Here is a 14,909-nt window from a genome sequence, read left to right as displayed (position 1 = left end):
TGAAATGTGTCGTGCACGAGGCGGAAGACGGACTGGCCATCAATGGCGGCAATGGCCTTAGCCGCTTCGTTCTTCGATCGAAGTGAGCAGGTCTGGAAGCCCAGCGGCTCGATGAGACCGATCAGGCCGCGCGACTGGAGGATCGGCTTGAGCGCCTTCAAGGCAAAGCGGAGATCGCCCCTGCGCTCGCCATTCGCGGGCCAGGAGCCGTCGTTGACCGGCATTAGCATGAGCGCCTCGGCTCCGCAGGCCGCCGCATAATCGGCGAGCTTGCTCGCCTCGGTCTTGCGGGCGGGTGTCCACTCGTTGAAGCGCTGCAAGGCATTAATGGAAATGATCCCAACGCCTGCTTCGCCGGCGGCAGCCCGGACGTCCCCCGCCGGCATGCCGCGTGCAATAGCATTGCTGTACGGTTGGCTGCGGATCTGGACATCGGTCAGGCCCTGGTCACGGGCAACAGCGAAAAGTGCCCTGACGTCGAGTCCGGCCGTCGCCATGTGATCGAGTGCAAAGCGGGGCGCTGCTTGGCGCATGGCTTGGCTTTCCTTCAATGTTCCCGGAAATTTCGTCGACCCTATTGCGACACTTGAATTAAGACAAACGATTAGATCAGATGTTTTTCATCTGAAAAGGAGATGGCTGATAAACAGCGCCGAACTCAGGTTTTTCCGGGCGGGTGTGAGAGCAAACAGCACGGATTGGAGCACAATGGCTGGCCAGGGTGCTCCGCTTGCGCGTGCCGTGCGGCCAAACTCATTTCGACATCAGTTAAAAAGCTTGAGGTCAGCACTGCTGCTCTTAAGACCGAGGTTCAACAATCAAATCGAGATCAGTAAGCGTGGGCCGCCGTCGAAGGTGACCCGCAGCAGCCGAGTGCCCCAACTGTGGGATGCCTCTCGCTTTGCCAAAAGGTCACACGATGCTCGCATGATGGGGTCGGGACAAGAACTGCTCAAAACGCGCGAGGCATTTAGCAACCAAAGGCAGCTACGGTTGATTTGTTAATGATTCCTCCACCCCAGGCCTCAGCGCCTGACGCCCCGTGGCAGCGCGAAAACGCTCAGTAGCTGCAGCGCCGGCGGCACGCGCGACCACATGGTCCTCAAGACTTCTAGACCATGCCTTGCCGAACGGCGCTCCCGGATAACACGATGTGGCCGTCGGAGGCCAACCTCGTGGAAATACAGGTCGGCATGCTGGAGGGATATGATGAAAGACGCCGGCGATGGTACGGCGGAAGCGGGCGTTGAAGCCCTCTACCGAATTGCCGTGGACGGCATCGCGAACACATTCACCATTGGTATGCTTCACCGTCTCGCCTTGGCAAAGCTCTCACCAATGGCCATGAATGCTTCCACTCGTCGCTCATCAAGTGAGCTCTCGACTCGATGTGCGCTTCAATGACGCGTTCGCTTGCTCGCGCTGAGAGACCGGTCACGACCGCGGCACGCGCGTCACCGGCCGGAGCGCCGGTCGTGAGGTCGGTCGCTGCACCATGGCCATAACCGGCGATACTGATGCCGCGGTCGGCCATCATTCCTCAAATCTCGAAGACTCAAGCCGTAGGCCAGATCCCAGCGAACGCAAAGCAGAATGGCGGACTGGTCGAAATGGCGGCCCTTGAACATCTGAACTCTCCGGCGAAAATACCAGAGGCCGTGCCATGCGCCTGGTTACCGAAGACTTTGCAACACATCTTCGCTGAAAACCCGCACGCAGACTTGGATGGCCCTGCGGTCGAGCTTCCGGCAATGGTACCCCGGCGAACGACAATCGCGAGAACGGCGAAATGATCCGCGCGGCTTGACCACCCCAAAACCTGGTGCTCCCCTCGTACCGGTGTGAAGCATCTCGAGCATCGCAGGCCCGGCGCGCTCGACGATGGCGACGCCGGCCAGCAATCCTGTGCGCAATTGAGGGCAGGATCGGGTTGACGCGGAAGGAAGCAGCTTCCATTGCGCATGGAATATGGAACCAGTCGAGAACATGCTCGCTCGCCTGCGATCATTTCCGCCTGCGACCGGACTTCTTCCCAACTACCGGTATCGAAGGTAATATCGTGATTGGGTGCTTCTCGAGAGAGTCGCGAGTACGCCGTTGCAGCTCGCGATAATAGCCGCGCCGTCTTTAGCTAGCGAGCGGCCCACGATCAGCTCGAATTTTTCTTACGGTCGTCATGGGGCGGATGTACTCGGGAACCGGGCAGGTTCACGCGGGCAGGCATCCTGCATGAAGGATAACCGACAGGCGAGCGTTACCGCCTTCGCTTGGAGGCCGCCAATCCGGCGGCATTGGCGGCCGAGTGAGCGCCGTTCGACGCGCAGGCTATTCGCCGTTGGACTTTAGGAAGGCGACTGTCGCTAAGATCAGCTTGTCCACGGTCTTGGCACTCTGTTCAACGCCGAAACCATGATCAACGGGTTCAGCCCACAGTTCTTCCGGACCGTCGTGATAAGCCAGCAACGACTTGGCGAGAACGGGTTGGGGAAAGACGATGCTATCGCGCGTGCCCACCGCGAGGAACAGCGGCCCCTTGTAGCGCGAGATTTCGCCGGCAGGCTGCACCGCGTAGAGGCTCTCGAAGAAGCGGCCTTTCAAGGGAATTTCCTTCCCATCTCCGACGCGCTTGGCCGGATAGACTTTATCGCCCACTGTCACAGCTTCCGCCATCTGCTTCTCGCCAAATATGGAGATGAACGCTGCCGGAAGATTGATGCCGGGATTCCAGAGCACGACAGACTTTAAAGGCGTTTTCGTCCGGCCGGCAACTGCTGTCGTGACCGCACCGCCTAGGCTCATTCCCATCAACGAAATACGTTTGCCGTCAACGCTGTCATTTGTCGATAGGAAGTCGAGCGCCGCTTGTGCGTCCGTTATCTCGGTTTCGACGGTCATGTCTTCGAATTTGCCGTCACTCTCGCCGCTGCCGCGAAAATCGATCCGAAGCGAAGCGATACCATCCTTTGCGAGCACCGGCGCGGCACGCCCGAACAGGCCTTCCTTCACCGCCCCTGAACTCCATTCGTTGCGGCTGCCGGTGAAACCGTGAAGCATCAGGATGACGGGAGGATTCGCGACATCATCAGGCGTGACCATCGTGCCTACGATTGTCTGGCCTTCGACCTGGAACTTGATGATGGCCTCCTTGGCTTGCGCCGAAACTAAAAAAGTTGTCATCAGCATTCCCAGTGACGCTGCAACGGTTCGGTGTAGTTGTTTCATAACTGCTCTCTCTCTCCTTGTTGTTTGGAATTTGCGCGGCCGGTCAAAGCTGATGGCCGGCCGTGTCGGACTGGCATCAGCTATTGACGTCTTTCACCGCCGCGATGCGTAATTTCCGCGAAGCTCGCGGTTATGAATTGAGCTCGATCAAGGCCGAAGGACCAATCCGCGTCACCATTTTCTACGATACTGACCACAACATCTGCAGGTCGATCGCACACACATCCAAAAAGCCCTCTTGCAACGAAACGATAGAAGGCCCTGTTTGCCGTCAGTTGACCGCGCTCGCGAGATCACCTGGATAATGATCAGCCTGTCACTGCGAAAAAGGCCAAGGCCGGTATCCTCCGCGCGCATACGCGCTCTCTGGTGTTCGATCAGGATCTGATAGCGATCGGCGGGCGGTACTTGGAAAGCTCTGACCACCGCCTCACGGATGCAGTCGAGGATCTTTTCCTGCTCCCCAGGCGATCGGCCCTTGAAAGCAAAGAGGGCGGGGGCGCGCACTCGGCGTCCCCGTGAAGATTTCAGATTGCCCTCGCAGGTAGCCCGGTTGGGGCAGCCTCTGGCTCCCCAGGCAGCGCGCAGGGGAACCAGAGAACATTTACGACTGCGCTCATGATCGCGATCGCAATAGGATAGGCCAGGCCCGCATAGATGTTGCCCGTGTAGGCAACCAGCGACAGGCTGACGAGGGGAACAAGGCCGCCAAACACGCCTGTGCCGACGTGATAGGGCAGCGAGAGCGAGGTGTAGCGCAACTTCGCCGGGAAGAGCTCGACGAGGAAAGCTGCCATGGGGCCATAGACCAATCCGACGAAAACGAGTTGGGCGACGATCAGCGCTGTTACCAAAACGAAGTTCTGGGCAGCGGCGGCGGCGGCGATGCCCTGATAGATTGGAACATAGAACGCGGCCGCAAGAATGAAACCGGTGACAATCAACTGGCGGCGGCCGATCCGGTCGGACAAGGCGCCGAAGAAAACGATGAGGGGCGTTCCGATCACCAAAGCAACAGCAAGGCAAATGTTCGCTGTCAGGAAGTCAAGCTTCAGCACGCTTTGCATGAAATACAGTGCGTAGAACTGGCCTGTATACCAGATGCAGCCCAAGCCGGCGGTCGCCCCGAACAGTGCAAAGGCTGCATAACGCACGCCATGACCGGTGGCGAAACTCTCACGGATTGGGCTCTTTGCGGTCTTCCCGCCTTTGCGAAGCTCCTCGAAGATCGGAGATTCGCTTAGCTTGAGGCGCAGATAAAGGGACAGCACGATCAAAACGGATGATAGCAAGAACGGAATTCTCCAACCCCATTGCTTGAAGAGTTCTTCGCCGAGCGACAGCCGGCACGCAAGCACGACGACAATCGCCACAAAAAAGCCGACGGTTGCCGTTGTCTGGATAAAGCTCGTGAAGAACCCGCGCCGGTTCGCCGGTGCGTGTTCTGCAACGTAAACGGCGGCGCCGCCGTATTCGCCGCCGATCGCCAATCCCTGGATCAGCCGAAGGACCACAAGAGCGATCGGAGCGAAATATCCCGCAGTCTCAAATGTTGGCAAGACGCCGACGAGCGCGGTCGCAATGCCCATCAGAATGAGCGTCATCAAGAACGTGCTCTTACGTCCGACGCGGTCGCCGATGCTGCCGAACAGCAGGGCTCCCAATGGGCGCACGAGGAAGCCCGTGGCAAAGGTTGCGACGCTGATCAGAACAGCTGCCGTCGGTTCATTGGCAGGGTAGAAGAGCGTTGAGAAGAAAATCGCCAGACTTCCGTAAAGATAGAAGTCGTACCACTCGATGACGGTGCCAGCGCTTGATGCAAGGACGACGGTCCAGATACCTGGTTTTTGGGCAGAGTCGCCCCTTTCGTGTAGCTGTTGCATGCTGCAGTTCCCCTTTTATGTTTTTGAAAGCAGTCGGTCCTCTTCTTCAGGGCCGTGGATACTCAGCTCGCGATGCGCTGATCGAATGCGTAGACGCCAAGTCTTTCGCTTGCCTCGCCCACCGTTCGGCGGACGATGTCCTTCGCCGATGGTAGATCGTTGATGAGGCCCACCGCCTCACCGACAGTCACGTTGGCCGTGTCATAGTCGCCAGAGGCCCATGCCGCCTCGACTTTCGACAATTCTTCGGAATGCAGTGCGCGCAGCTCTTCTTCCCGCCCGTGCCACTTGTCGACGAAGCCGTTTTTGAGCAGTCGGCCGGTATAGCCCGCCGGCCAAGCCTTCTGACGGACGATATCGTAGACGGAAGTCCGGATTGTCTCGTCGCCAGAGGCAGCGACTACCTTGTCCTTGGCTGCCGGATGAATGAGCGACTCTCGCGTAGCCCAGAACCTGGTTCCCATCAGGACCCCGTCTGCTCCGAGCATCAGCGAAGCGGCCAAGCCCCTTCCGTCGGCAATGCCGCCTGCCGCCACGACAATGACAGAAGGCGAAATCTTTGCCACCAGATCCACGACTGCTGGAACGAAAGGCATGGTTGACCGCGCGACCAGGCCATGGCCGCCGGCCTCGGTCCCCTGAACAATAAGAATGTCGGCGCCAATGTCGATTGCGCGCCTGGCATGTTCGAGTGTGTGGATCATGCAAATCAGCGGAACATCCGCCTGCCTGACCCGTGCCGCGAGCTTCGCCGGATCCGAAAACGAAAGCATCATCGCGGACGGACGCTCCGCAAGTGCGCGGTCAAACAGATCAAGGTCGGCTTCGACTGCCCAGGCGATGAACCCGCAGCCAACGCGTTCATTGGTGATAAGCGACGACTCTGTTTCGTACCATTGACGATCAGCATATCCCCCACCCAACAGGCCCAGACCGCCGGCGTCGGCGACGGCGGACGCAAGTGCGCCACCGGCGGCCGGTGTCATCGGGGCAAGGATGATGGGATGCTCGATTTCAAAAAATTCTGTCAGACGCGTTCGTATCGTCATCTGTACTTCTCCCAGCTTGAGGAAGTTCCCGGAGATTTTTCTTTGACGCTATTGCGACACTTGACTTAAGACAAATGATTAGATCAGATGTTTTTCATCTGAAAAGGAGATGGCTGATGAACAGCGCCGACCTCAGGTTTTTCCAAGCGGTTGTGAGAGCAAACAGTATCGGAGGGGCTGCCGGTGTACTCAACACGGTGCAATCCAACGTCACCGCGAGAATAAAATCGCTTGAGGAGGAAATCGGTGCTCCGCTTTTTCATCGCTCCAGGCAAGGGGTCACACTGACAGCCACCGGCATTCAGCTCGTTCCCTATGCGGAGCGCGTAGGAGAGCTTCTGGACGAAGCCAAGCGCGTCGTCACAGACCGCGGTACGCCTTTCGGTTTGCTCAGGATCGGCTCGATGGAGACCACTGCAGCGCTTCGCCTTCCGCCGATCCTGATCCGCTATGCTGCAGAATATCCAGAGGTCGACGTACTGGTGGAGGCTGCACCGACTGAAAAGCTCGTCGGCGACGTCGTTGCACGCAAACTGGATGGCGCGTTCGTCTCCGGCCCCATCGCTCATCCCGAACTGAAGAGCCTATCGATCATCGAAGAGGAGCTCGTTGTGATCTCCCCGCCGCGGTTTCGCGAGCTTTCGGATCTGAAGGCTTTGGCCGCATCACCGGCTCTGAAGGTCCTCGCCTTTCGATCTGGCTGTTCCTACCGCCGACGCATGGACATGTTCCTGGCGGCGTGTGGGGTAACGCATGGCCGCTGGATGGAACTCGGAACAATGGACGGGATCATCGGCTGCGTCGCCGCCGGGATAGGAATGGCCATGCTACCACGGGGGGTCGTTCAGAATGCGGCAGCCGACGGACAGGTCATCATACATCAGCTTCCTGATAATCTGCGGTCGGCACCGACTGTTTTTGTGACGCGGAGCGACGAGTATCTCTCCGCGGCACTTCAGGCTTTCATGACGGTGGCGTCTGAAACCCATTCACGGCCTGAACCGGCAAGACCAGAGCCGGTGCGACAACTGCAGCGGGCTTAGGAGAGGTGGAGCAAAAACAAAACAAGGGGTCAGTCGGACGCAAACGTCGGCGGATCTTGTTGGCAGCTCGTAGGGTCCGTTTGCCCAGAGATCGCCTACGATGGCTCGAAAGGCGCTGCATGCTGCAGCAAAAGCAAGGAATGAGCACGGATTGGAGCACAATGGCTGGCCAGGGTGCTCCGCTTGCGGGTGCCATGCGGCCAACTCATTTCGACATCGGTTAAGGAGCTTGACGTCAGAACTGCTGCTCTTAGGATCGAGGTTCAACAATCAAATCGAGATTAGTATGTAACTGTGGTCGAAGGTGATCCGCAGCAGCCTGTGAATAGCCGTAGCCAAGGCTGACGTATGTGCCGCCCAGTAGCCCGCAACTCGGCCTTATCCAGGGTCTTGATGCGAAGCTGCACCAGCTTCACGCCGAGCGGCACCAGCCGTTGGATCCAGGCAGCGCTATTCACAATCAGGTAGAACGCCGCCATGCCGATCACGGGAGTGGAGGGGACGCTTCGAGCATTCCCGAGCCTAACGGGCGCGCCATGCCGACGGGATCGGCCGCATTGGCGACCCGTGTCAGAAGCACGGCGTCAAAGCCGAGCTCCATGACGGTGGCAGCATGCGAAGGCGCATCGAGGGCAGCGCCCCTCATATTGATCGGCCCGAGGGCAGAACCGATCGGCGCTCACTACGGCATCAGCACCTTGCGCTTCCAGCAGCCGCTCGGCGACGACAAGGTCACCGGTGGTGCAGGGGAATACTGCAAAGCCGTCTTCGCACAGGATGCGCGCGGCCCCGACACAAGGCCGGACACGTCCGGTTGCAGCGTGTCCTGGTTGCCGATCACTTCGAGCTTGATCCAGCTCGTGCCGAACTCTTCGCGCGCCATGTTCGCGATGGTGACCGTTTCCTTGACGGAGTTGCAGCCAGCACTCTCGCCGGCTGAAGCGGCACATGGCTAGCCCGTGGCGCATCGTGTTGCAGTGAAAGCGGCCGTTACGTTACCGAAAAGGGATGGATGCAGACAAGGCCGAAGGCGTGGATCGCAGCGACGACGACAGCGTCAACTTTTTTGGGATAGGCCTTAATCCAATGCAACTCCAGAAACCAACTTTCCCAGACTTGAGGCGTTGCAGGGCAAGACATTGCTTGGTCTAGCGCCCGAGGTCACGCCATGGTCAGCCAGTCCTCTAGCTGACCTCATCATCTAAATCACAGGACTCAAGACGGCTTTCTAGCTCCATCCATGGCATGGATGCATCCAATCCAAACAACCAAGTTTACCGACCTGTCATGATGCTGCATAGCGAAATACCGGCAGGCCGATCAATCAACCACTGCCTTAGATCATTAGATGAGCGGGCCAGAGATTCCAATGGAAGAGGAGAACTGTGCATGCCCGGCCGGACCTCAGAATGGGCCTCACGGCTCTCGTGATAGAGCGAGCCATAGGGTCCGCTAGAATCCGGTAGCTTGGGTGGCGAGAAACCTCCCGTTCTGAGGCCTGTTTGGATCGATCTTGAAATTTGATCGGCCGTTGCCGGAACCGCATATCTGAACTGCAGGTGGCTGAGAGCGATGGCGCTTTCAATAAGCACTGCAACATTATCCACCCTGCCTCTCCACCAGCAAAGCGAAGTCATGAAATTCGGGTCAAGCGGCGTTCGAGGTTCGGATTCGGAATTGGTCGGCAAAGCCAGCGGACTTTATACCGAAGCTTTCGCTTGGCGTTTGATTTCGAGCCGGGTTCAGTCGAATAGTTCGGTCTTCATAGGCCGCGACTTACGTGACAGCAGTCAGGCGATAGTCAACAATTGCATGGCAGCGTTGGCCGCAAATGGTTTTCAGCCGATCGATTGCGGCGCCATACCTACGCCTGCCCTGGCACTATATGCACGCAGACACGGCACGGCCGCTCTTATGGTCACCGGGTCGCACATTCCAGCCGATCGCAACGGCATCAAATTCTATGGTCCGAATGGTGAAATCACCAAGGCGGATGAGGCCGCGATGACGCGCTTTGTAGGCGAAAGATCAGCTGCATATTGCTTGCCACCGGCTCCGCTGGGAGCGACGTGGCCTATGCGCCATGAGGAAGCGATCGGCTGTTATCGAGAGCGCGCCAATGACATACTGGAGCCGGACTCCCTTTCCGGCATGAGACTTGGTGTCTACCAGCACAGTTCGGTCGCGGCGGAACTGTTGGTACAGGTCCTTCAATCGCTTGGTGCCAGCGTGATCGCGGTCGGGAAAACCGGAACCTTCGTACCTGTCGATACCGAAGCCGTGGGCTCGGCAACAATGTCAAAATTGAAGAAATGGGTCCGCGAATTCGGTCTCCATGCCATCGTGTCGACCGATGCGGACGCTGATCGGCCACTCATCGCTGATGAAAATGGCGATCTTTTTCGCGGCGACCTGATTGGGCTCGCAACGGCTCTCTTCCTGAAGGCAGACACGGTCGTGACGCCAGTGACCTCCAATTCGGGCATTACGAAAGCTCTTGGTTTCGAAGTCCGGAGGTCGAAGGTCGGCTCTCCATTTGTCATCGAAGCCATGGAAGCCTCAGGCGGCGCCGCCGGCATCGTCCTCGGCTTTGAGGCCAATGGCGGTGTTCTGCTAGGCTCGGATTGCACGGTGAACGGGAAGACGCTGACCGCACTGCCGACGCGGGACTCGCTGCTCCCAATCCTAGCTGTTCTCGGTACCATGGCATCGACAAAGAAGAAGCTGTCGCAACTGCGCGGGTTTTGGAACCTTCCGGCGTGCGCGAGCGAACGCCTTCAAGACTTCTCTGCGGAAACTTCGCGCAGATTGATGGATCGCCTCGCAGACCACGACGTGCTGCGGCAATTTCTCGCTCCGTTCGGGACCGTAGCCGAAGTCGACGAAACCGACGGCCTCAGGGTTCGAATGAGCACAGATGAGATCATACATCTGCGGCCTTCCGGCAATGCACCGGAATTGCGCTGCTATTCGGAAGCTTCGACCGAGAGCAGAGCCACGGCGATCGTCGCCTCGGTGCTGAAAAGGGCATTGGCATCCGCGTCACAGACGATAGGGAGCATTTGATGAAAGTGGTTCCGGTCATTATCAGCGGCGGGGCCGGCTCGCGGCTGTGGCCTGCCTCCAGGCAATCGCATCCTAAGCCTTTCCTCAAGGTGGCGGACGGGCATTCGCTCATTCAGCACACCGTGTTGCGTGCGGTTTCGATAGAGGGGGTCGCCGAACTCGTCACCGTGACCTCCAAGGCCCACCTCTACCTCACGAAAGACGATTTTAACGAGCTGGAGTCTGTTGTGCTGCCGCGCACCTTCCTGCTCGAGCCGGAGGGCCGGGACACGGCCGCCGCTGTCGCCGCGGCGGCGATCCACACCAAGGCAACACAGGGTCCGGATGCGATCCTGTGCATTTTTCCGGCGGACCAAATCATCGGCGACCTGCCGGCTTTTCGAAGCGCCATGAGCCGGGCGATAGAGCATGCGCGGCAGGGGCACATCGCTGCCCTGGGCATAAATCCGAACAGGCCGGACACAGCATTCGGCTACATCGAGGCCGATGGCGAAAAAGTCGTCCGTTTCGTCGAGAAGCCGGACATCGAGACCGCCAAATCCTATGTCGCCTCCAAACGTTTCTTTTGGAACGCCGGCATCTTCTGCTTCAAGGCGCAGGTCATGCTCGACGAAATGGCTGCGCATTGTCCGGAGGTGATCGATGCCGTTCTCGCTAGCTACGAGAATGCTCGCGTCAGCCACGGCGACCATGTTGCCAGCATCGAACTCTCATCTGAGCACTTCGCCATGGCTCCTCGTATTTCACTTGACCGAGCGGTGATGGAAAAAACCCACAATCTCTCCGTCGTTCCCTGCGAAATGGGGTGGAATGACATTGGGTCGTGGAACGCAATGGCTGAACTGGTCGCCGCTGACGTGAACGGAAACAGGATTCGCGGCGATGTTCACATGATCGACACCATGCGCAGCTACATAAGCTCGGACAAGAGAGTCATCGGCACCGTCGGTATCAGCGACCTGGTGATCGTGGATTCCCCCGATGCCCTGCTTGTCGCATCCCGCGATAGCGTCCAGGACGTAAAGAAACTCTTCGAGGGACTCAAGGCTGCGGGACATGAAGCACACTTACTTCACAGTACAGTGCACCGGCCCTGGGGCACCTACACGGTTCTGGAGGAAAGCGAGCGCTTCAAGATCAAGCGCATCGAGGTGAACCCTGGCGGGCGCTTGAGCCTGCAGATGCACCATCACCGCTCCGAGCACTGGGTCGTGGTCAGCGGCACTGCGAAAATAGTCAACGGCGACCAGGAGCTACTCCTGACCACCAATCAATCCACCTATATCCCGTGCGGTCACAAACACCGGCTCGAGAACCCCGGCAATATCGACCTGGTGATGATCGAGGTCCAAAGCGGCGAGTATCTCGGCGAAGATGACATCGTGCGGCTTGATGACGTATACGGTCGAACCTGACAGTCCACTTCTACAGGTCGCAATCAAGTTGGCGCACTCGCGAACGTCTTCTTGTAGCTATATAGGAGTCTTCGAAGATGAGGTCTTGATCTAGACGGTGGCGGCCGCCGCATTAGCGGAGCGCCTCCCACGCCGAGAGTGGTCGCGTTTTGGATGCCGCCGGCTCGGGCTTTTTCGGCATCCTATCTCAACTTCGGCCGCCGCTTGTTTCGCATCTTCGAACGGCCGGCTCTGCATTTGGAGGCAAAATGACTGCATCGCCTTTCGCGCTGCCCGAGAAAGTAATTACCGCAATCTCAACCGGAAAACCCGCAATTCAGGCATATCGAGAACATCTTGGCTATTTGACCGAGGAGATCGCCGTGACGAGCGGACTGACGGTAGAGGAGGTCAGGCTGATTGAGTCTGGCTATCCCTTCGACAAGGGCTATCGCGATCGAATCGCTCGGGCACTTGGCTTGGCTGAAAGTATCTTCGATGAAATCTCATCCATCCCAAACGCTGCTTGACCTCGCCCTCTGAAGATTACCCGCCCCAGGGGCCATGAAGAGCATCGCGAAGCCCTTGTGCATCGCCTTCGGCGGCACACCAGCGCAGCTTCCGTGCCGCTCCTTCCTAGATCCCAGTTTCGTGCCGAATCCAATCGGGACACCACGACGCCGCGTTCCTTTGACCGCTGTAAGACTCCGCAGACATTTCATTGACTGAGCGGCGCAAGGCTGATGCCCCGCTGAATCGTTAACCCGTCCTTCAGGGGGGTTGCATAAATCTGCGCTCCGGAAGAAGACCAGAAAGCAAGCTGACTGATCTATGGCCCTGAACAAAGAAGACGCGCTGGATGCCAGAATTCTTCAGGATCAGCTCGCTGATTTGAGGGCCGGTCTCTTCGTGTCGATGCCGATAAGCACTATCCTATCAGGCCTGATTTTGATGGTGCAGGCCCTTTCTGGCGCCGGCTTTGCCGCCGCAGTCTGGTTCTTGATTGTCAATGCTATAAATGTCGCGCGCCTTGCACTAGCCCATTATCAGCTAAATGAGACGGGTCAGCAGGACGATTTGATATGGATTTCGCAGCGGCTTCGCTGGTTTGCCATTCTTGCTTTTGTGGCAGGATTTGCCTGGTCCTTTCCTGCCGTCCTCACGGCCGGATACACAACACCCCAAGCGGCGCTGCATCTGATCATTCTGGCGGGGATTTCAGCAGGTGCGGTAACATACGGCAGTTCGTATTCCGCGGCAGCGATCAACTTCATCACACCGCCACTCCTTATCACTGCAGGATGGCTGCTGACGAAAGGCAACTTGGAAGACTACATTCTGGCTTTTGCGGTTCTGCTCTTCCAGGGCGGCTTGGTTCGAAGCTCGTTTGTAGGGCAAGCGCGCTTCCGCGAGGGGAGCCGCCTGAGACATGAGGCCGAGCGGCTTGCGGCCGAAATGGAGCGCAATTCCAGGGAGGACCACTTGACCGGCCTGCTCAACAGACGGGGCCTCGAACACGCAATCGGCCAGTACGAGAACACAGACGGCCCCTTCGTGGCAATGCTGATTGACTTAGACGGTTTCAAGTCTGTCAACGATACCTACGGTCACAGGACGGGTGATGAACTGCTCGTCATGATCTCCCGCCGGATAGAGCAAGAAGCGCCCGCAGGCTCAACGCTCGCCCGTATCGGCGGTGATGAATTTGTGCTTTTTTTCCCCTCGCTCGGAAATTCTCCTTCTCCTAATATTCTCGCATCCAACATTATAGCCAAACTTGCTCGCCCCTATCCTGGGGTCGCGTCGGTCCGGATCGGAGCATCTTTAGGAATATACTTGGCTGAAAGCCCGGGGCTGACAGAAATGTTGTTGCGGGCGGATATCGCCCTTTACACAGCTAAGCGTCGTGGCAGGAACGAATTTTGCCTGTTCGATGCCGAACTCGACAGGGAGCTGCATCGCCGCCAGTCCATTGAACGCGACCTTCATTCAGCGATAACGACGAGAAGCCTCAGTTCTTGGTTCCAGCCCATCGTCAGACTCGATACCGAGGCCCTGGTTGGTTTCGAAGCCTTGCTGAGGTGGACCCACCCGATTCATAGCGCCATCTCTCCGCCCGAAATCATCACAGCCGCGCGCGAAACCGGAATGCTTCAGCTGCTGACCCATACGGTATTCGCGGACTGTTGTGCTCTTATCGACGGCTTGTTGAAAGCTGACCGCCGTGATGTACGTGTGGCAATGAATGTTTCACCGCGCGAACTGGAGGCCGGCGATATCGACGATATGATTCTGAATGGTTTGGCCGCAAAAGACCTGCCACCAACGATGTTCGAAATTGAGATCACCGAAGAATCCCCTGTGGACCCGGACAGAGTGGATGAGAAGCTCGGACGGCTTTCACATGCCGGCATCTCCATCGCGCTCGATGACTTCGGCACCGGCTTTTCCACATTGGCATCGCTCAAGGACAGCCGGATAGGCAAGGTGAAAATTGACCAGGGCTTCGTTCGCGGTCTGGCAAGGTCCCGAGACGACCGGCTGCTTGTCAAAACGGTGATCGATCTTGGTAGGACGCTTGGGATCGAGGTCATGGCCGAGGGCGTGGAGACAGAGGCAGACCGACAAATTCTGCACAAGCTTGGCTGCACAACCGCTCAGGGCTTCCTATTCTCCAAGGCGGTAACTCTGACCCAAGCGCTTGAATTTGCAGTAAAAGAGCACGCGAAAGAGTTGTGACCGGTACCAGCTATTGCTGATTGCCTCAAGGAGAGCGCCAAAGGACGAGATGGGTGCTGGAGCGGACATGATGTGCGTTATCAAGCTCCATTATGACGATGTAGTTGTGGTTCCGAGTAGTTGGTCAAAAAAGGGCGGCATCGCTGCCGCCCTTTCCGTATCTGGAGGCTGATAGAGGCCGGATTAGAAATCCATACCGCCCATGCCGCCCATGCCGCCGCCGCCCATGCCGCCAGGCATGCCGCCGCCGCCAGCCGACTCCTTCTTCGGAGCCTCCGCGATCATGGCTTCGGTGGTGACCAGCAGGCCGGCGACCGAGGCCGCGTCCTGGAGAGCGGTGCGAACGACCTTGACCGGATCGACGATACCCATGGCGATCATGTCGCCATATTCGCCGGTCTGGGCGTTGTAGCCGAAGGTCGCGCCCTTGTTCTCGAGGATCTTGCCGGCAACGATCGATGCTTCCGCACCGGCGTTGGCCGCGATCTGGCGGGCCGGAGCCTGCAGCGCACG

At 58.2% G+C, this 14,909-nt stretch carries 11 protein-coding genes and 4 pseudogenes; 5 read left to right on the top strand and 10 right to left on the bottom strand.

Annotated elements, in window-relative coordinates; all coding sequences use genetic code 11:
• The 7 genes and pseudogenes from AC0L24_RS33460 to AC0L24_RS33430 all read right to left on the bottom strand — a co-directional run.
• Nucleotides 1-533 (bottom strand): TIM barrel protein (locus tag AC0L24_RS33460; protein ID WP_473565020.1); only part of this gene is annotated, 533 nt, incomplete at its 3' end.
• Between the two features lie 437 nt (nucleotides 534-970).
• Nucleotides 971-1,483, bottom strand: a pseudogene (locus tag AC0L24_RS33455) (transposase); the annotation flags it as partial.
• Between the two features lie 27 nt (nucleotides 1,484-1,510).
• A pseudogene (locus AC0L24_RS33450) lies at nucleotides 1,511-1,628 on the bottom strand (IS6 family transposase); the annotation flags it as partial.
• Nucleotides 1,629-2,325: 697 nt separating this feature from the next.
• A complete protein-coding gene (locus tag AC0L24_RS33445; RefSeq protein ID WP_473565019.1) occupies nucleotides 2,326-3,177 on the bottom strand; it encodes an alpha/beta hydrolase family protein in 852 nt (283 codons plus the stop codon).
• Between the two features lie 216 nt (nucleotides 3,178-3,393).
• Nucleotides 3,394-3,579 (bottom strand): tautomerase family protein, encoded by a 186-nt coding sequence (locus tag AC0L24_RS33440; protein ID WP_473565022.1) that lies wholly within the window; start codon nucleotides 3,577-3,579, stop codon nucleotides 3,394-3,396.
• A 170-nt stretch (nucleotides 3,580-3,749) separates the two neighbouring features.
• On the bottom strand, nucleotides 3,750-5,105 hold the full coding sequence (locus AC0L24_RS33435; RefSeq protein WP_473565018.1) for an MFS transporter: 1,356 nt from the start codon (nucleotides 5,103-5,105) through the stop codon (nucleotides 3,750-3,752).
• Between the two features lie 62 nt (nucleotides 5,106-5,167).
• Nucleotides 5,168-6,154 carry an NAD(P)H-dependent flavin oxidoreductase gene (locus tag AC0L24_RS33430; protein ID WP_473565017.1) on the bottom strand — a complete coding sequence of 329 codons (987 nt, stop codon included), beginning with the start codon at nucleotides 6,152-6,154 and terminating at the stop codon, nucleotides 5,168-5,170.
• 116 nt (nucleotides 6,155-6,270) lie between these two features.
• Between AC0L24_RS33430 and AC0L24_RS33425 the strand changes: the two genes are divergently transcribed.
• Entirely contained in the window at nucleotides 6,271-7,197 is a 927-nt protein-coding gene (locus tag AC0L24_RS33425) for a LysR family transcriptional regulator (protein WP_473565016.1), read from the top strand.
• Between the two features lie 362 nt (nucleotides 7,198-7,559).
• On the opposite strand, the pseudogene AC0L24_RS33420 reads toward AC0L24_RS33425, so the two are convergent.
• Together AC0L24_RS33420 and AC0L24_RS33415 are read right to left on the bottom strand one after the other, a co-directional pair.
• A pseudogene (locus AC0L24_RS33420) lies at nucleotides 7,560-7,676 on the bottom strand (thiamine phosphate synthase); the annotation flags it as partial.
• A pseudogene (locus AC0L24_RS33415) lies at nucleotides 7,665-8,125 on the bottom strand (beta/alpha barrel domain-containing protein); the annotation flags it as partial. The pseudogenes AC0L24_RS33420 and AC0L24_RS33415, both read right to left, overlap by 12 nt.
• Before the next feature lie 707 nt (nucleotides 8,126-8,832).
• On the opposite strand from AC0L24_RS33415, the gene AC0L24_RS33410 reads away from it, so the two are divergent.
• From AC0L24_RS33410 to AC0L24_RS33395, 4 genes are all read left to right on the top strand, one after another.
• Nucleotides 8,833-10,263, top strand: coding sequence for a phosphomannomutase (locus tag AC0L24_RS33410; RefSeq protein WP_473565021.1), 1,431 nt, complete (start codon nucleotides 8,833-8,835; stop codon nucleotides 10,261-10,263).
• Nucleotides 10,263-11,678 (top strand): mannose-1-phosphate guanylyltransferase/mannose-6-phosphate isomerase, encoded by a 1,416-nt coding sequence (locus AC0L24_RS33405; RefSeq protein ID WP_473565015.1) that lies wholly within the window; start codon nucleotides 10,263-10,265, stop codon nucleotides 11,676-11,678. The genes AC0L24_RS33410 and AC0L24_RS33405 overlap by 1 nt, the downstream gene beginning before the upstream one ends.
• 248 nt (nucleotides 11,679-11,926) lie before the next feature.
• Complete coding sequence (locus AC0L24_RS33400) at nucleotides 11,927-12,187, top strand: XRE family transcriptional regulator (RefSeq protein WP_473565014.1); 261 nt, start codon at nucleotides 11,927-11,929, stop codon at nucleotides 12,185-12,187.
• A gap of 301 nt (nucleotides 12,188-12,488) precedes the next feature.
• The gene (locus AC0L24_RS33395) at nucleotides 12,489-14,396 is read left to right on the top strand and encodes a putative bifunctional diguanylate cyclase/phosphodiesterase (protein WP_473565013.1); all 1,908 of its coding nucleotides are present in this window, start codon (nucleotides 12,489-12,491) and stop codon (nucleotides 14,394-14,396) included.
• Between the two features lie 183 nt (nucleotides 14,397-14,579).
• Here AC0L24_RS33395 and AC0L24_RS33390 read toward each other — a convergent pair.
• Nucleotides 14,580-14,909: TCP-1/cpn60 chaperonin family protein (locus AC0L24_RS33390; protein WP_366212689.1), on the bottom strand; the 330-nt coding region annotated here is incomplete at its 5' end.

It is taken from the genome of Mesorhizobium sp. WSM4809 (genome assembly GCF_055811655.1).
The sequence above is the reverse complement of the archived record's forward strand: the minus strand, read 5'-3'. Positions and strand labels throughout refer to the sequence as shown.